The following is a 17,318-nucleotide window of genomic DNA, read 5'->3' on the forward strand; positions in this document are numbered from 1 at the left end:
CGCCGTTACTCGCTTAATAAAAGCGATAATTTCATCTGATACAGGAGCGGTCCTAAAGGCTTCTGCACCGTGACCCACACCGGGACAACTTTCACTGTGACTTCGGTGCCAGCGTCAATGAGCAGCTCGGCAAAGTTCGTGGTTTGTCGCCATGGCAAGACAATATCTTCATGGCCATGCATCAATAACATGGGCGGCAAACCTGAACGAACATAGCTTGATGGGCTGATTTTTTTCAGCAAATCTGGGCGTTGTGCTGGTGGCTCGCCAAACATTTTACCAAGTGGTGAATCGATGCTGGTGTGATCAATTTCCATTGCGTCTTGGTCTGCGATCATGTCAGCTAGATTGTAAGCGCCATAAATGCCCACGACACCACGAGGTTTTAATTCTGGCACTGGGTGGAAGTCTGCTTCGCTGGTTGCCAAACACGCCAATGATGCTAAGTGTGCACCCGCCGACGTACCTGTTAATACCATACGGTCCACATCGATTTGGTACTCTTTGGCATGTTCAATAAGGTGGCGGATACCGTCGTTTGCGTCTTGTACCTGTGCTGGGAATTGTGCGTGCTGAGCCAAACGGTAACCGATACTGACGAGCGCAAAGCCTTGTTCTAGTGCAAACATTAAACGCACGGCTTGTTTGTCTCGACGTGACCAAGCGCCAGGGTGAAAGAAGACCACCACAGGCAGTGGGCCTGTTGCTCCTTCGGGAATATACACATCATAAGCTTGGCGCTCATGAGGTCCAAAGCTTACATCGCGAATGACTCGAACCCCCTTTGGTACTTCTGGAAGTGGAATGGGGGTGCCGTTGTGCTGGCGAGGTGCGGAATGTTGTTGATCGGACTGTGTCATGAGAAGCTGCTCCTAGCGTGAAAATGAGTCTCCGTAGCGCTTAGAGCCACGGAGCAGATCTATTAACGAGAAATATTGAAATTAACTTTGTCTTTGAACCATTTCGCTAGCCAGTCATAGGCTTCTTTGTTCAAAGGCTTAACAGAACCCCAAAGTGCACGGGCATCCTCACCCACATAAAGCTCGTAGCCTCCTAAGAATTTCTCTGTTGTATGACGGAAGTCTTTATTTTTCACTACTTTTGCAAAGGCTTTGTCATAGGTAGCCAGCACTTCTGGGCTAACAGAGGAAGGCAATGTAACCACTTTGCCTGTAGTGATGGCGGCCGCCGTTAAGCCATAGTAGGCATCGTAAGCTGGGCCAGTCAGAGGCTTACCGTGTACTTCTTCGTACAGTTCTAAGAAAGTCGGAATGTTGGGGAAATTTGGATCACGAACAATTTTGCCATGAGGATCAATGATGCCAGACGCCATCAATGGAATGGCTTTACCCTGATCGACCAACGGCTGTACTGAGTTGGCATAGGCTGCGGTTGTTTGATGGTCTACAGTGAATTCACCACGTTCAAAGCCAATACGACTGGCACCACGCTCAAGTCCCCAAACAGACTTAATTTTCACACCTAATAGATCAAACATGAGCACGGTGAGAACGTCGGCTGAGTTTTGGCGGCCACCGCCAAAAGTTAACTCATCATCTAAGACTGCCTCGATGTCCCCTGGGCCTTTCGCACCAGTTTCTGGGGAAACGTACAGAATAGGTGCCATAGGCGCAATAAAAACAGGTGTTAGGTCATCTATGTCAAAGCGGATTTGGCGATCTTTCAGCGTGCTGGCGATAAACAGAGAAGACGACATAGATATAATGTCTGTACCATCTGATTTGGCGCTACGTGCAAAACGGTTCGTAGAAGGGATACCGCCACCACCGCTCGTTACGAATCAGAATCGTCGGCTTGCCCGGTAGCGCATCGCTAAGATAAGGCGTAAGCGCACGAATTAGAGTGTCACTCCCACCCCCTTCACTGAACGGCACAGTGGCATTAATACGGTCGAAATGTACATCACTTGCTAGCGCTGGCAGCGAAAAGCCAACGGTCAGTGCAGTTGCCATCACAATTGATTTTACTATCATTTTTATTCTCCAAATCAGAAGTAATCCCAAGGGTTAAGGGAAAGAACCCAACCATCCGGTAGATAAGTGCCAGCTTGGAAAGTGAGGAACAGGTAAATCCCCATAATTCCAACGATACCGAGCGCAATGGCCCAGATTCGCGCTTTGGCTTCTACGTAAAGGAAAGCAGCCATAAATAGGCTAGCGCCAGCAAAGAAGCCGAAGCACACCATTGACACAATGGCCCCAGTTACCCAGCTGGCGGTTCTAACAAAGGAAACCGAATAAGGTTCATCGGTGACCAAACTGTCATCCATGGCCGAAGGTGCACCACGGGCGACTTGTATCAAACACCAAAGCGCTGCCAGCAAGCCAATGCCTGCAACGACTTGGGGAAACATACGGCCTAAAGGCAGCATGTCAGACACCATCCATAAAGCCCCCGAAAAGGTCACGGTAAACAGCGCTGGCAAGACGATTTGAGTAGGACGGGTTCGTTTCAGTTCAGGGTTCACTTTTTGATTGCGTGAGGTGATATAGGCGCTCATAACGGATCTTACGATCACCAAAGCTACAATCAGCGACAACACCAGCACGATAGGACGCGTGAAGAAGTCCCCAATGCTGTAAAGTTGCGTCACCTGATACAAGGTTTTTTCAAGGTTTTCTTGCAGCACAAACCCAATTAGGAATGCAGGGCGAGAGAAACCAAAGCGCTTCATCGCCACACCAAGCATGCCGAACGCCAACACCATGAGAATATCGCGAGGGTCGCGGTTTACTTGTAGCGTGGCAAACGAAATAGCCACAATTAGGAAGGGGGCTAACCAAGAGAAAGGAATCTGAGTTAGTTTGGCAAGATGGCGAGCAAACAAGAAGCACATCCCCGCACCAATAATATTGGCTAGAGCTAATGCCCAGATCATTAGGTAAGTGATGTTGATGTCCGCACCAAGCATGGCTGACCCGGTTGAATGCCGATCATGATCAGTGCTGACAATAGCAAGGCCGTTGTGCCGGAACCGGGCACGCCAAATAGCATAGTCGGCACTAAGGCTCCACCTAGCACGGCGTTGTTGGAGCTTTCTACACCGATGACGCCACGTACATCGCCTTTACCGAATTGGCTTTTGTCTTTTGCTGAACGCACGGTTTGACCATAAACGATCCAGTCAACAACAGCCCCAGCAACCCCTGGCATCGCCCCGATAAGACAACCCACCGCGGCTGAGCGTAAAACAATCCACTTGTTGTTTAAAACGTCCAAAATACCTTGTTTGGTGCCGTGGCCGATGGTTGGACGTTCAGAAATACTGCGGTTGCGCTGAATCAAATCGACAATTTCTGGTACGACGAATATACCGATTACACAGGCAATCAGCGACAAGCCATCACCAAGGTAGAAAATACCGAAATCAAGACGTTGTTCACCCGTTGCAGGGGCGTAGCCAATAGAAGCGACAATCATGCCGAAAGCACAAATAACGACCCCTTTGGTGATGCTCCGACCAGACAAAGCAATGACACTGGCAACCCCGAAAATAATCATCATCAGGATTTCAGGAAGGCCAAAGTAGAGAATAAATTGACGCGCAAATTGCAGCGTAATTGTGAGAACGAGGTACCCCAAATAGACCGCCGAATACGGAGCTTAGAAAGCCTGCGGATAAAGCGCGAGCGGCTTGCCCTTTTTTAGCCATGGGAAAGCCATCTAATACGGTGGCTTGAGAAGAAGCGGAACCCGGCACGCCGAGTAACACAGAAGTGATGGTGTCGCCTGTATTCACCGTGGCCAACATGCCCATAATCATAGCGATTGCGGCATTAGGATCCATTCCGTAAATAAAGGGAATGAGCAGCGACAAACCAGCAGCACCGCCTAGCGCGGGCAGAATCCCTACAAAAAGCCCCAGTAGCGCACCGCCAAACAAATAGACGAGCGTGGACAGGGAAAAAACGTTTAATAGAGCATCATACATTATTTTTATTACTCCAAGTATTGCCTGAACTTAGGATAAAACCATGATAAGTAAAAACTAAGCATTAGTTACAGTCATCTTTTCTAACACAAGCAATAGTTTTTCTATTGCTATAGAAGATGGGGCAAAGTCATTTTGAGCCGTGTTTTAGGTTGAAAAAGCGAAAAGTATGGCGGTTAAGTGAGCCAATTAATGTCCAAAGAGAAGATACAAAAACACCCCACACAGAGGACCTGTGTAGGGCGTTGGCGTGTTGGAACGCGCTTTTTTGCTTAGTTGCGAATCAGGTAGTCGAATGCGCCTAGGGCGGCATTGGCACCAGATCCCATGGAAATGATGATTTGCTTGTACGGTGCGGTTGTTACGTCACCCGCGGCGAACACGCCCTCCATGGAGGTACGACCATGCGCATCGACAACTACCTCACCACGATTGGTTAGCTCTAGCGTATCGCGCAGGAACTCACTGTTTGGTACTAAGCCAATTTGCACGAAGATACCTGCAACATCCACAAGGTGAGATTCATCGGTTAGGCGGTCTGTGTATTTCAAACCGATAACACGTTGTCCATCACCTAATACTTCCGTGGTCATGGCGTTTTTGATGATGGTGACGTTGGGCAAAGATTGCGCTTTTTTCACCAATACATCGTCGGCACGTAAGGTGTCACTAAATTCCAGTACGGTCACGTGTTCAACGATACCAGCCAAGTCGATGGCGGCTTCGATACCAGAGTTACCACCACCGATCACGGCCGTTTTCTTGCCTTTGAATAATGGGCCGTCACAGTGTGGACAGTACGCCACGCCTTTGTTGCGGTATTCTTGCTCGCCCGGTACGTTCATTTCTCTCCAGCGTGCACCTGTTGCCAAGATAACGGATTTACTTTTCAGAATGGCGCCGTTTTCAAGCTCCACTTCAACCAAGTCTTTCTTCTCTAGGCGAACGGCTTTTTGCGTTTTCATCAGATCAACATCGTAATCGAGAACGTGTTGCTCAAGACCTGCGACCAGTTTTGGGCCGTCGGTGGCTTTTACCGAGATAAAGTTTTCAATCGCCATGGTGTCAGACACTTGGCCCCCGAAGCGTTCAGCAACCACACCAGTGCGAATGCCTTTACGCGCTGCGTAAATCGCGGCGGCTGCGCCTGCTGGGCCACCACCAACGACTAATACATCGTATGGGGCTTTTTCAGATAGCTCGGCAGCTTGTTTGTCTGCGGCGCCGGTATCGACTTTGTTTAGAATCTCATCCAATGTCATGCGACCTTGGCCGAAATGCTCACCGTTTAGGAAGACGGCGGGTACGCCCATGATATTGCGCTCGGTGATTTCGTTTTGGAATACGCCACCGTCAATCATGGTTGCCGTGATTTTAGGGTTTAGCACGGACATTAGGTTTACCGCTTGCACAACGTCTGGACAGTTATGACAAGAGAGGGAAATGTACACCTCAAAATTTAATTCGCGGTCCAGTCCTTTGATTTGCTCAAGAACGGTTTGTGCCGCTTTGGATGGGTGACCACCTGCTTGCAATAGCGCCAATACCAAAGAGGTAAATTCGTGGCCCATTGGGATGCCTGCAAAACGAACGCGTGGTGCTTGACCTTGTGGTGCAATGGCCATTTGTGGCGCACGACCTGCTGGGTTTTCGTCTACAGACAAGGAAATTTTATCGCTGCGTAACTCGATAATTTCACGAGCTAGGCTAAGTAATTCTTCAGATTTCGCTGAACCGTTTGTGGACACAGTAATCTCAATCGGATTAACGATGTTTTGTAGGTATGTGCCCAACTGTTGTTTGATGTTTGCGTCTAACATGATGTTTAACCCGTTTGTCGTTAAGTGAACAGTATTACAGTGCCGCTAAATTTCGAGCGTAAGATGTCGGACCATCTTCGTTGTGGCCTGAGGTTCCATAGCTTGAAAAGGTGTTTGGGCTGTGTTTACCTTGCACTGGAAGGCAAAGCCCAGTGTTAGGCGTGGGGCGCCTAACACATTTGAAGGCGTTTAGATTTTGCCAACTAGGTCTAGAGATGGCGCAAGAGTCGCTTCACCTTCTTTCCATTTCGCTGGGCAAACTTCACCTGGGTGAGCCGCTACGTATTGTGCTGCTTTTACTTTGCGCATTAGGTCTTCAGCGTCACGACCGATACCTTCTGCTGTGATTTCCATCGCTTGGATGGTGCCTTCTGGGTCGATCAAGAAAGTCGCACGGTCTGCAAGACCTTGGCCTTCACGCATCACACCGAAGTTGTTGGTGATGTTGCCAGTTTGGTCGCCTACCATGTAGTAGTTGATTTTGCCGATGGTTTCAGAGCTGTCGTGCCATGCTTTGTGAGTGAAGTGTGTGTCTGTAGAAACAGAGAAAACTTCTACGCCGCGAGCTTGAAGATCTGCGTAGTGGTCCGCTAGATCACCTAGTTCAGTTGGGCAAACGAAAGTGAAGTCAGCTGGGTAGAAGAAGAATACAGCCCATTTGCCTAGCACGTCTTTTTCAGAAATTTCTACGAATTCGCCGTTTTTAAAAGCTGTTGCGTTGAATGGTTTGATTTGTGTGTTGATCATTGTGTTTCTCCTAATGTGTTTGAGTGCGTTACCAACAGGACTCATATTAGGGAAAACGAGAATATTAATAAAATTGTTATTATCTAAAGTTTTAATTGCTAAAAACTATCAATCCATTTAGTCAGGGTAGGCGGTACGGATTTTTTCTATTTCAGGCAAAATGTGCGGCAGCAGCTCGATGAGTTTGGGATCAAAGTGCTTCCCAGCATTTTCATTCATGTACTGCATTGTGTCTTTGAGTGACCATGCTTCCTTATAAGGACGTTTTGATAACAAGGCATCCAATACGTCGGCGATAGCGACAATACGTCCTTCTAACGGAATACTGTCTCCTTTGAGACCATATGGATAGCCAGTTCCATCCCATTTTTCGTGATGAGTTAAGGCAATGACTTCAGCCATTTTTAGCATTGGGTCGTCATCACAATCACCTAAAATTTTGGCACCAAAAAGAGTGTGCTGTTTCATGATCTCCCACTCATCTGGATCGAGCTTTCCAGGTTTCAATAGAATGGAATCGGCAATGCCTATTTTACCTACATCGTGCATGGGAGCGGCATTAAAAAGCATTTCCACCCATTCGTTGTTACCGCCATAAACTTCAGCAAGCAGTCGGGAGTAGTGACTCATGCGAATCACATGGGCGCCCGTTTCATTGTCTTTGTATTCTACGGCACGGCCTAGATGGTGAATGATGCGTAAGCGATTACGTTCTAATGACTGCGTGCGTTCTTTGACTTTGTCTTGCAGCTGTCTATTTTGGTTATATAGGGCAATGTGAGTACGAACTCGAGCTTTGACGCGAGGGGGACTAATGGGTTTGGTAATGTAATCAACAGCACCCAATGCAAAACCTTGCTCTTCATCACAGGGGTTGGCCTTAGCGGTCACGAATAAGACGGGAATATCAGACGTAATGGGGTTGGCTTTTAATTGGCGGCAGACTTCGTAACCATCCATTTCTGGCATCATCACGTCCAATAAGATCATTTCTGGCTTGGGAAAGCTTTGGGCGATATGAAGTGCTTTTTTACCATTGGTCGCCACTTTAAGATCATAGTCGTTGCGTAGTGTCGCCGCCAATACATCAATATTATCGGGGGTATCGTCGACAATTAAAATGGTCGGTCTTTGTGGGCTATGTTCAGACATAAGGTCTCTATCAGTCATGAGTTTTGGTCGGCCATCAAGATGTTAAGTTTGTCGATTGCCGTGTCAAAGTCATAACGTGTAATGGCTTGACGGATAGCGTGGATAAGGTGACTTTTGTCTGTTCCTTCCAAGATCGCTTCTAGCTCCACAGCAACAATATCGGCATCCAGTTTATCATTTGATAAAAGCTCGTACAGCTTGGCTGTTAGTGCTTGATAATACTCAGTGGACACGGGTTGTTGTGTTATTTTTGCGAGTGTTAATGTCTCTTTTTGTGTCTCTTTTTGTGCCTTTATCGGTGGCAGGACACGCAATAGCTCAGCTTCTAAGTCGGTAAGTGCATTTGCATAATTGGCCTCAGGGTTCTGGCAGATAGTCTCTAACTCTGCGGCTTTTGTCATTACGTCCAGCATACCGATATTACCCGCATTACCTTTTAGTGTGTGTAGCAAACGAAGGGCATCCTCTCGCGTCTCTGCTCGATGCATCAAGCCTTTAAATTGAGCAATAAAGTCTTGCTGAGTGTCATAAAAACGGAATAGAAGTCGCCATAAAAACGCGACATCGTATTGTGTAACCGCGAGCCCCTGTTTTGATGTCAACGCCAACCAGCATATTTAAATTTTGTTGATCTTCCAAGCTTAATGCTTTTTTGTGCGACGTGGGCGGTAGTTGCACCATAGCTTGTGCCAGCTGACTCGGTTTGATCCATTTTTTTAATGTCTCAAACATGTCGTTGACTTGTATAGGCTTAGAAATATGGTCGTTCATGCCACATTCTAAGACTTTTTCTTTATCACCAGATAGGGCGTTGGCGGTCATAGAAATAATCGGTAAGTCACGGTACTTGGGGTCTTTTCGGATAATTCGTGTCGCTGTGTAGCCATCCATGATGGGCATTTGACAATCCATAAGAATGCCGTCGTAGGTATTTTTTTCAAGTTTGTCTAGCGCTTCTTGGCCATTATTCGCGGTGTCGACGACGAGACCGTGATTGATCATCAGCTCTTGGGCCAGCTCTTGGTTAAGGAGGTTGTCTTCTACCAATAAAATGTGCGCTCCAACCAGTGTTCGAGTGTCAATCTGAGAGATCAAAGCATGTTTGATAGGTATGCCATGATCTAAGTGTAAGGCTTGGATCATGGCATCAAATAAGGATGATGGTGTCACTGGTTTGGTTAAGAAGCCAGCAATGTCAACCCCTTGGCTGGCGCGCCTTGCTTCTTCCAAGCTGTAAGCCGTCACCATGAGTACAGTTGGAAAGTCTTCAATCTCTTGGTGTTGTGCGTGTAGGGCGCGACAGGTTTCTATACCATCCATATTGGGCATTTGCCAATCAACTAATACCAAAGAAAATGGGTCGATTGTTTTGTTGATTTCTATGATGCGTAGTGCCTCTTCACCACTGTTAACAGAAGTCGCTCTGAGTCCAAAATTGTCGACGATGTTATGTAATATTTCTCTTGCTGAGTCATTATCATCGATGATGAGAACTCGGTGTTTCAAGGGTAAATCTGGGGTATCTTGAGAGACCGTTTGGCTGCGCTCAAAGGGTAGCGTGAAATGAAATGTACTGCCCTGATTAATGTGACTTTCAACCCAAATATTGCCACCCATTAGGTCGGTAATTTTCTTCGAGATCGCTAGGCCAAGGCCGGTACCGCCAAATTTACGTGTTGTTGATGAATCCGCTTGAGAGAAAGATTGAAAGAGACGCGACTGTTGTTCTTCTGTTATGCCTATGCCCGTATCTTTGACGCAGAAATGTAACACCAGTTGCTCTTGTTTTTGTTTGAGTAGGTGCGCCGAGATGATGATTTCACCTTGATTGGTAAACTTAATGGCGTTATTTCCTAAATTAAGCAAAATTTGCCTTAATCGCATGGGATCGCCAGTTAGATAAGATGGCAAGCTTGGAGAGAGATCAAACAGCAACTCAAGGGATTTCTCTTCGGCTTTCAACGACAGTATATTCGCTACATCAGAGAATACATCATCTATTCTGAAATCGATTTGTTCTATGTTTAGCTTGCCCGCTTCAATTTTGGAAAAGTCGAGAATATCATTGATAATACCGAGCAACGAATTGGCCGAGTGACTGACTTTTTCGATATAGCCCCGTTGTTTATCATTTAGGTCTGTTAATAATGCTAAGTGAGACATTCCTATGATGGCGTTCATCGGTGTTCTGATTTCATGGCTCATGTTGGCAAGAAAATCACTTTTCGCTCGGTTTGCTTGCTCTGCTTCGTCTTTAGCGATTTCTAGCTCATGGGTTCGATTTTTCACCTCTACTTCAAGTTGCTCTTGGTGGGCAATTAAAGCATTTTCAGCCAGCTTACGTTGACGGATGTTGTGCCAAGTGCATAAGGTGGCTGGATGGTTGGAAATGGCGATACTGGCCATGGTGATTTCAGCAATGAGGGGTTGTTGATTCGCATCGGTAAACAGCCATTCGAAACGATGATAGCCTTGTTTTTCAACCTGCTCGATGATGGCTTCTAGCTTGTGAGAAGAGCGATATCCATTGGCTTGGAGCAATGGGCTGAGTTCGTCCATGGTTTTGTTTTTTATGGCTTGTTCATGGTCGAATCCAAGCTGTTCAAATGCGGCTTTATTGCATTCGACAATACGGTGTCCTGATAATATCCACACAGGATCGGGAGACAATTCAAACATTGAGCGGAAACGGTTTTCGCTGTCGACGAGATCAGACAGTTGTTTTTTGACACGTCTAGACACTAACCAAGACAAAATTAACAGCAACATAATGCCAATAAATGCCGTAGTGGTCATTTTTTTAGCAAAATCGTTGAGGCGGTTCTCAACGGCTTTATTCACTTCTTCCGATTGCTTTTGTACCTTCTCACCAATCGAATCCAACATCTTAGGTAAATCTTGAAATGCGCTGTAGAAACGTTGTTCTAAAAGAATACGATCAGACTCGAGTTGTAACTCGTTGATGCGCATTTGGTAGAGACTGAGTCCAGAGGGCACAATAATGCCACGCTGCTGGTTGATATAATAGTCTGCGCCAAACAGGCTGTAAGCCAGTAAATTGGTTAGCTTGGCGATGTCTTTGGCGGTGTCACTGAAGTCTTGGTTTAGTTGTTCTGGAAGGGCGTTAAGGCGTTCTAATAGTGGTTTTATGCCATTGTCTTTAATGTCGATGAGATTATCTTGGTTGGCTTCAGTGAGCATAAAATTAATGAGCACTCTTAAGTCCGAAAGACTTAAGAGAATTTGCTGCATTTGGTGATAAATTCGTTGATTACCCAATTCAATGTATTTTAGTGCCAGCGCGTTTTTGCTGTTTTCTGGACCGTTATTAAAACGGTGCAAAATAACCGCCTCGTCAAGACGCATGCGTCCTTCTATGCTATTGAGGTGCTCTCGAATATTCTCTAGTGCCGTTAAGGTATTTTTTTTATAAGAAACAGAATCGATATAGTTTTGTTTGAACGTATTACGTTGTTGATTCCATATTTGCGTGTCTATGGTTAATTGCAATATTTGGGTGAAGTTTTTGTTGAGCGCCATGGACAAGCTTTTTAGCTCAGAGTCTCTGCTCTCGGATTGGTTGAGTAACATGATGGCATGATCAATACGTTTGACCTGTGTCGCAGGTGGGTAAATGGCTTCTGAGTTTTCTTTTAGTGCTTGTCGCAGGCGATATTGATGGGCGGGTAATAATTCTCGTAACTCCGCTGAGGCAAATAATAGCTCATCTTGAGAGGTACGTGCTTTGTTATAGGTATTTTTTAATTCGGTTAACGCCGTTGATAGCATGATGGTAAATACTATGGTCATCGTCAGAGCAACAAAAGTCAGCAGCCATACTAAGGATCTGATGCTTGTATGTGGCCATGTGATCCATGTCTTCATTGTGCTTTTCCTGTTGCGTCTAGAGGCATTATGTCACTTAAATAAAGTGTGGGTACTTTGGTAAAAGGAATAGGGATTAATTTACCGTCTTTTAATTGCGTTAGCCATATCGAGTGGCTGGCTTGATGCTCTGCTGGTGATAACGTCAGCGGTACACCAAGGCCAATATCAAATTGATTCAGTGATTCAAGCGCGTCGATAATGGTTTCGTGGTTTATGTGTTCAGTATTAAGCAGTGCTGTTGTGAATATTCGGGCAGCAATATAGCCTTCGAGACTTAAAGGGGTTAACGGGTTCTGAGGTGAAAATCGAGTCATATCTTGATGAAAATCGACAATGATGGGTAAGCTTTTTTCTTCAAAATGCGGCACAACCTGCGAAATGATGATTTTGGCAGGCACATCTTGCAGTTCTTCTATGAATAAACGACTACTCATAAACGAAATTCCGATAAACAAAGGGTCCAGGCCATACTGGCGAGTTAAGCGAATGAATTTTGCACTGGGTGCTGCGCTCCCCACAATAAAAATCACTTTGGGTGTTGGGTGGCGTATTAATAAGTCTGCAACCGCATGTTCTACCGCGAGAGTATTGCGAGAATACTCCATTTGAAATAGACCTTCTTGGTGTTGAATACCATACTTCTGCATCAGTTTAGTTAAGTGGTTTTTACTTGTGTTGCCAAACATATCTTTTTGATTGAAAAGAGCAATGTCGCTTTCTTTTAATAAATATTTTTTCATTAAAGCATCGAAAGCGGCGGTTATTTCTTCTTCATAACTGGCACGATAGTTGATGATGTAGCGGTCTGGGGTTTTGGGACGAATGATGGATGATCCTGTGACAGGGGCAAAAAGCAGCGTTTTTGTTTCTGTCGCGATAGGGGCACTGACCGCTACGGTAGGTGTGCCAAGATTTCCAAACAAAGCGGTAACTTTTTCTTCTTTAATAAGACGCCTAGTGTTAGGCGCTGTTTGCCTTGGGTCATAAGCATCATCTAGGGTTGTTAGCTCAATAGTGTGCCCAGTTCTGTTATGAAAGCGTGCGAATCCTGCTTGCGCTCCTGCAAGAAAATCTTCTCCCATTGATGCATTATCCCCTGAAAAGGCGCTGCTCATTCCTAGGGTTATCGTTTGAGCCGAATGACTGTAGATTGAGCCACATAGAGTCATTATGCCAACTAAAAAAGGGACAATGATTTGGTGAAAGCGAATCATAATGTTGCTTTACTCCCTAAAATGGCACTAATTCTCAGAGTGCTTATTATATTTTATCGTTACTGCCTTCAGTGTAGGAGATTTTTCGAAAATAGCATGGTGGGTTGTGTGTTGAAATTGTCTTGATTTGTTATCTCGTAGAGTGCGGAGAGGGGGGATCTTGCGAGTGAAATCTCCTCTTTTGTGATTAAAGAGGAGATTTTTAGATCGTATTATTGAGAGCTTAGCGCCATTGAGCGAGTCGGGCCATTTGTAAATGACGTTCCTGCTCGGCCTGGTCTACGGTAATGGGCGTGAATTGGATAATATCGCCCGGCTTTTGTTGCGCCAAGATACTGCCGCCAACGCGGGTAACACAACCTATTTTCGGATAACCTCCGATGGTTTGTCGGTCTTGCAGCAAGACAATCGGCTGGCCGTCTTTCGGGACTTGAATCGCACCATAAGCAATACCTTCCGAAATGATCCCTGTTAAGTCGCTGTGAATGTCTTGGCCTTCCAAGCGATAGCCCATGCGGTCTGAGTTCGACGATACTTTATAATCGCTCGAGAAAAAGTTTGCCCGTTCTAAAGAGGAAAAAGACCGATATTGATAGCCTAAAATGACCGGTATTTCTTTGTTGCCATAATTTGGGATCGCCAAGCGTGGCACAGAGCGTTGCTCATGTTCATGGCAGACTTGATACCCTAATAAATCGCCTTTTTGCAGCTTGTCGCCTTTGCCTGTGAAGTCCGCCAATTTTTTCACGCATCACCGTTGCGACACTGCCTAGCGTCGGCTCGCAGTGAAAACCGCCTTTTACTGCAAGATAAGCTCGCAAGCCCCAAATTGGCTGGTGGAAGGCTAATACATCGCCTTTTTTAATGGCGTAGGTTTGCCAAGGAGTGATGCTTTTATCGTTCAGCGTCGCCGCAAGATCCGCCCCAGTGATAGCAATACTGGTATCGGCTTGCGCTTCTAACACGAACATGCCAAAGGTGACTTCGATCTGCGCACTATTGCTGTCGTTATCAAGTAGGGCGTTGGCCCAACGAAAGGCGACTTCGTCCATCGGGCCGCCCGTGGTAAGGCCGATAGATTGATGACCATGTCGTCCTAAGTCTTGAATCAGTGCTAATAAGCCGGGTTTGATTACTTTAAAAGCCATCGAGCTGCCCTCCTAACACTAAGAATTCATCTCGAGAAATAGGCTCGAATCGCACCGAATCCCCCATGGCGATAAGAGCAAGGTTTTTGCTGCCCCAGTCGATAAGATTCACGGGCGTGCGGCCAATAATTTGCCAGCCACCGGGCGTCACACTGGGATAAACCGCTGTTTGATTTTCTGCGAGCGCCACACTGCCAACGGGTACTTTTAAGCGTGGCGTGGTTTTTCTTGGCACATGCAACTCATCTGGCGTATTACCCAAGAAGGCGAACCCTGGTGTAAAACCAATGGCGTAGGCTCGATAGGTTGTTTCGTGATGGCGTTTAATTATCTCATCGATACTCAGCTTGCAATGGCTGGCAACGTCTTCGATATCAGGCCCGACTTCCTTACCGTAATACACAGGAATGACCACCTCACGCTGATCTTTGATTGAAAAATTGTTGGGATCGATGGTTTCAATAGTTTTGCGGATGGTTTTAAAAATGGCGAAACGATCAAAATGATCGTCGTCAAACACCACCAACAGTGTGGTGTAAGACGGGACCAAATCGATGACACCAGCAAGGCTTTTTAAACGTTGCGTAACCTGAGCAATGTAGTTAGATGTTGCTTCGCTAATCACCTTACTAAAGGTCAACAAGCAGGCCTGATTACTGACCATTTCTATATTCGGAAAATCGTCACGGCTCATGATTTATTTCACGTTTGCTTTGGTGGGTTGAGAAAGCTTTAAACGATCCACTAAAGAGCGAATGCGCGTAACAGCTTCCAGTGCATGAGCACCATCGCCGTGCACGCAAATGGTATCAGCATGGATTGCAAGCTGTTTGCCAGATGCCGTCGTCAGGGAGCCTGTTTCGCATAATTGTTCGACTTGTTTTTCGATCAAATCGAAACTGGCGTGAACCGCATTTGGCTCTTTGCGTGGCATGAGTCGCCCTTCGTCTGTGTATAAACGATCTGAGAAGGCTTCAAACCAAACTCGAAGGCCATATTTTTTTGCCATCTTCTGTATTTCAGGCGCTTCTGGCACGGCCATCACCATCAGTGGCATGGTAGCGTCTAGTTCGCTTACTGCTTGCATCACTGTGTCTAATACGGTGAAGTCCGCCATCATGGTGTTGTACAAGGCGCCATGGGGTTTGACGTAATCTACTTGAGTATTTTGGCTTTCGCAGAGGCCTTTTAATGCACCAATTTGATACTGAATAATGGCTTTTAGCTCCGCTGGCGCGATGTCCATATTGCGACGACCAAAGCCAACCAAATCTGGGTAAGCGGGATGTGCGCCAATAGTGACATTGTGTTGTTTTGCCAAGGCAACGGTTTTCGCCATGGTTAGCGGATCAGAAGCGTGAAAGCCGCAGGCGATGTTGGCCTGATCAACAAATGGCATGATTTTGTCGTCTAAACCCATTTTCCACGCGCCAAACGCTTCGCCCATATCGCAATTTAGTTTCATAATTGACTCCTTTCTAGTGTCTAGTTTTGAGACATGGTCGTTGGTAAGTAAGTGACTATTTCAGGAAAGATACTGATTAACAGAATAGCCAGACCGATGAGCAAAAAGAAAGGCAGTGCCGCTTTTGCCACATACAAGATGTTTTTCCCAGTCAGTGCCTGAATTACAAAGAGATTAAAGCCCACCGGCGGGGTGATTTGCGACATTTCCACCACTAACACAATGAAAATACCAAACCATAACAGATCAATATTGGCGGCTTGTACCATAGGCAATATCACTGCCACAGTGAGTACCACAACAGAAATACCGTCTAAGAAACAACCTAAAATCACAAACAATACGGTGAGGTATAAGATCAATTCCATTGGCGATAAAGACATGCCAGAAATCCATAATGCCAAGGCTTTAGGTATGCCTAAGAAGCCCATCGCAAGCGTCAAAAAGTGTGCGCCAACTAGGATGAAACCAATCATACAGGAGCTTTTTACTGCACCTAATAGGCTGTCCATAAAACTATGACGGCTAAGGGATCCAGTACAGGCTGCCAGCACCAATGCCCCTGTGACACCAATGGCCGCTGCCTCCGTTGGTGTAGTAATACCACCATAGATAGAACCCAGAACAAAACCGATTAAGCCCACCACTGGCAAAAGTTTACGCAAGCCTTTGATGCGTGCTGACCAGCTGGTTTCATGACCTGTTGTTTTGGGCAATTCATCTTTGTGTAAATAGCCCCAAATCATGGTAAAGCCCATAAATAGAGACACTAATAACAAGCCTGGCAAGGCTCCGGCGATAAACAAACGCGCAATAGACACTTCTGCCGCTACACCATACACAATCAAAATAATCGATGGTGGAATGAGCAGCCCTAGGGTTCCGGAGCCAGCTAGGGTTCCGATGGCCATACGGTCGCTGTAGCCCTGTTTGCGCAGCTCTGGCAAGGTCATGCGACCAATGGTCGCTGCGGTTGCTGCCGAAGACCCAGACACCGCGGCAAAAATGCCACAACTGAGAATATTCACATGCAGTAATTTGCCCGGCACGCCGCCTAGCCAAGGTGATAAACCTTTAAATAAATCCTCAGACAAACGCGTGCGAAATAAGACTTCCCCCATCCAAATGAAGAGTGGCAAAGCGGTCAGTGACCATGCGGTGCTAGCGCCCCAGCTAGAGGTGGCAAAAAGCAAATCCACTTGATAATTTTCAGACAAAATTAAGCCTAACCCCCCAATAGCGATAAGGGTAAACGACACCCAAACACCCAGTGACAGAAGGGCGAGCATAGCGAACGCCAATAAAATAGAGATCCACATCATGTCCATTAGATTTCCTCCAATGACAGAGCGTCTTCTTGTTCGCTGTAAGTGGGCTTTTTACCGCGGATAAGCATGACTAAGGCATCCAAAATGGCCAGTGTTAACGCAATGACGCCAACGGCAACGGGGACTTGAGGAATCCAAAGGGGGATCGGAATATAGCCATAAGAGACTTCATTATAAATATAAGACTCATACACCATGTAACCGCATGCGTAAGACAAATAGCACAGCAGCGCAAAAGATAAGGCTAAAATAATGCCTTCTTGTATCTTGCGAGGTGTGGAAGAAAATCGTTGTATGAGTAAGGTAACACGAATGTGACCACCTTCACGAAAGGTGTAAGCCAAGCCCAAAAATGTGGACGCGGCTAAGGCATAACCAGCAAAGTCTTCCGCAGAGGGCACAATAAAACCGAATAAACGACCGACGATTTGTGCTAATAAAAGTAAGGTAATAATAACGATACACAAACCGGATAACAGGCCAGAGCATTGATAAAGTTTGTCTTTGAATTGGCTCATAGTGTTCACTTTTTTGAGGAGCAATGAGAGAACCTCCACCTAGCCTCCCCCTTAACGGGGAAGGCGTATTTACTATCACTCCCCTT

General features: G+C 46.1%; 16 protein-coding genes and 1 pseudogene. All 17 read right to left on the bottom strand.

Features of this window, described 5'->3' with window-relative positions; genetic code table 11:
* Nucleotides 1–5: 5 nt before the first annotated feature.
* On the bottom strand, nt 6–860 hold the full coding sequence (locus tag ONZ52_RS17235; RefSeq protein ID WP_265219923.1) for an alpha/beta hydrolase: 855 nt from the start codon (nt 858–860) through the stop codon (nt 6–8).
* A gap of 62 nt (nt 861–922) precedes the next feature.
* Nucleotides 923–1,717 carry a type 2 periplasmic-binding domain-containing protein gene (locus tag ONZ52_RS17240; protein ID WP_265219924.1) on the bottom strand — a complete coding sequence of 265 codons (795 nt, stop codon included), beginning with the start codon at nt 1,715–1,717 and terminating at the stop codon, nt 923–925.
* 31 nt (nt 1,718–1,748) lie between these two features.
* Nucleotides 1,749–1,994 carry a hypothetical protein gene (locus ONZ52_RS17245; protein WP_265219925.1) on the bottom strand — a complete coding sequence of 82 codons (246 nt, stop codon included), beginning with the start codon at nt 1,992–1,994 and terminating at the stop codon, nt 1,749–1,751.
* Nucleotides 1,995–2,008: 14 nt separating this feature from the next.
* Nucleotides 2,009–3,525, bottom strand: a pseudogene (locus ONZ52_RS25450) (tripartite tricarboxylate transporter permease).
* A 7-nt stretch (nt 3,526–3,532) separates the two neighbouring features.
* Complete coding sequence (locus ONZ52_RS17260) at nt 3,533–3,952, bottom strand: tripartite tricarboxylate transporter permease (protein WP_265219928.1); 420 nt, start codon at nt 3,950–3,952, stop codon at nt 3,533–3,535.
* A gap of 272 nt (nt 3,953–4,224) precedes the next feature.
* Nucleotides 4,225–5,772: an alkyl hydroperoxide reductase subunit F gene (ahpF, locus tag ONZ52_RS17265; RefSeq protein ID WP_265219929.1), complete on the bottom strand. Its 1,548-nt coding sequence runs from the start codon at nt 5,770–5,772 to the stop codon at nt 4,225–4,227.
* Nucleotides 5,773–5,961: 189 nt separating this feature from the next.
* Nucleotides 5,962–6,519, bottom strand: a complete 558-nt coding sequence (ahpC, locus tag ONZ52_RS17270; RefSeq protein WP_265219930.1) for an alkyl hydroperoxide reductase subunit C — start codon at nt 6,517–6,519, stop codon at nt 5,962–5,964.
* Between the two features lie 117 nt (nt 6,520–6,636).
* Nucleotides 6,637–7,671 (bottom strand): response regulator, encoded by a 1,035-nt coding sequence (locus ONZ52_RS17275; RefSeq protein WP_265219931.1) that lies wholly within the window; start codon nt 7,669–7,671, stop codon nt 6,637–6,639.
* A gap of 14 nt (nt 7,672–7,685) precedes the next feature.
* Entirely contained in the window at nt 7,686–8,273 is a 588-nt protein-coding gene (locus tag ONZ52_RS17280) for an Hpt domain-containing protein (RefSeq protein WP_265219932.1), read from the bottom strand.
* Nucleotides 8,197–11,556 (bottom strand): hybrid sensor histidine kinase/response regulator, encoded by a 3,360-nt coding sequence (locus ONZ52_RS17285; RefSeq protein WP_265219933.1) that lies wholly within the window; start codon nt 11,554–11,556, stop codon nt 8,197–8,199. The genes ONZ52_RS17280 and ONZ52_RS17285 overlap by 77 nt, the downstream gene beginning before the upstream one ends.
* A complete protein-coding gene (locus ONZ52_RS17290; RefSeq protein ID WP_265219934.1) occupies nt 11,553–12,773 on the bottom strand; it encodes an ABC transporter substrate-binding protein in 1,221 nt (406 codons plus the stop codon). The genes ONZ52_RS17285 and ONZ52_RS17290 overlap by 4 nt, the downstream gene beginning before the upstream one ends.
* A 223-nt stretch (nt 12,774–12,996) precedes the next feature.
* Complete coding sequence (locus ONZ52_RS17295; RefSeq protein ID WP_265219935.1) at nt 12,997–13,521, bottom strand: 5-oxoprolinase subunit C family protein; 525 nt, start codon at nt 13,519–13,521, stop codon at nt 12,997–12,999.
* Entirely contained in the window at nt 13,442–13,921 is a 480-nt protein-coding gene (locus ONZ52_RS17300) for a 5-oxoprolinase subunit C family protein (RefSeq protein WP_265219936.1), read from the bottom strand. The genes ONZ52_RS17295 and ONZ52_RS17300 overlap by 80 nt, the downstream gene beginning before the upstream one ends.
* Complete coding sequence (gene pxpB / locus ONZ52_RS17305) at nt 13,911–14,615, bottom strand: 5-oxoprolinase subunit PxpB (protein ID WP_265219937.1); 705 nt, start codon at nt 14,613–14,615, stop codon at nt 13,911–13,913. The genes ONZ52_RS17300 and pxpB overlap by 11 nt, the downstream gene beginning before the upstream one ends.
* A gap of 3 nt (nt 14,616–14,618) precedes the next feature.
* The gene (locus tag ONZ52_RS17310) at nt 14,619–15,386 is read right to left on the bottom strand and encodes a 5-oxoprolinase subunit PxpA (RefSeq protein ID WP_265219938.1); all 768 of its coding nucleotides are present in this window, start codon (nt 15,384–15,386) and stop codon (nt 14,619–14,621) included.
* A 20-nt stretch (nt 15,387–15,406) separates the two neighbouring features.
* Entirely contained in the window at nt 15,407–16,714 is a 1,308-nt protein-coding gene (locus ONZ52_RS17315; RefSeq protein ID WP_265219939.1) for a TRAP transporter large permease, read from the bottom strand.
* Nucleotides 16,714–17,232, bottom strand: coding sequence for a TRAP transporter small permease (locus ONZ52_RS17320; RefSeq protein ID WP_265219940.1), 519 nt, complete (start codon nt 17,230–17,232; stop codon nt 16,714–16,716). Before ONZ52_RS17320 ends, ONZ52_RS17315 begins: the two co-directional genes overlap by 1 nt.
* Nucleotides 17,233–17,318 lie beyond the last annotated feature (86 nt).

The organism is Marinomonas rhodophyticola (assembly GCF_026113935.1).
GTDB lineage: Bacteria > Pseudomonadota > Gammaproteobacteria > Pseudomonadales > Marinomonadaceae > Marinomonas > Marinomonas rhodophyticola.

Bases quoted from the DNA above. Each gene is read 5' to 3' on its own strand.
- ahpC (WP_265219930.1), bottom strand. From the start codon at position 6,519: ATGATCAACACACAAATCAAACCATTCAACGCAACAGCTTTTAAAAAC.
- ahpF (WP_265219929.1), bottom strand. From the start codon at position 5,772: ATGTTAGACGCAAACATCAAACAACAGTTGGGCACATACCTACAAAAC.
- ONZ52_RS17260 (WP_265219928.1), bottom strand. From the start codon at position 3,952: ATGTATGATGCTCTATTAAACGTTTTTTCCCTGTCCACGCTCGTCTAT.
- ONZ52_RS17320 (WP_265219940.1), bottom strand. From the start codon at position 17,232: ATGAGCCAATTCAAAGACAAACTTTATCAATGCTCTGGCCTGTTATCC.
- pxpB (WP_265219937.1), bottom strand. From the start codon at position 14,615: ATGAGCCGTGACGATTTTCCGAATATAGAAATGGTCAGTAATCAGGCC.
- ONZ52_RS17310 (WP_265219938.1), bottom strand. From the start codon at position 15,386: ATGAAACTAAATTGCGATATGGGCGAAGCGTTTGGCGCGTGGAAAATG.
- ONZ52_RS17290 (WP_265219934.1), bottom strand. From the start codon at position 12,773: ATGATTCGCTTTCACCAAATCATTGTCCCTTTTTTAGTTGGCATAATG.
- ONZ52_RS17235 (WP_265219923.1), bottom strand. From the start codon at position 860: ATGACACAGTCCGATCAACAACATTCCGCACCTCGCCAGCACAACGGC.
- ONZ52_RS17275 (WP_265219931.1), bottom strand. From the start codon at position 7,671: ATGTCTGAACATAGCCCACAAAGACCGACCATTTTAATTGTCGACGAT.
- ONZ52_RS17300 (WP_265219936.1), bottom strand. From the start codon at position 13,921: ATGGCTTTTAAAGTAATCAAACCCGGCTTATTAGCACTGATTCAAGAC.
- ONZ52_RS17285 (WP_265219933.1), bottom strand. From the start codon at position 11,556: ATGAAGACATGGATCACATGGCCACATACAAGCATCAGATCCTTAGTA.
- ONZ52_RS17315 (WP_265219939.1), bottom strand. From the start codon at position 16,714: ATGGACATGATGTGGATCTCTATTTTATTGGCGTTCGCTATGCTCGCC.
- ONZ52_RS17240 (WP_265219924.1), bottom strand. From the start codon at position 1,717: ATGTCGTCTTCTCTGTTTATCGCCAGCACGCTGAAAGATCGCCAAATC.
- ONZ52_RS17245 (WP_265219925.1), bottom strand. From the start codon at position 1,994: ATGATAGTAAAATCAATTGTGATGGCAACTGCACTGACCGTTGGCTTT.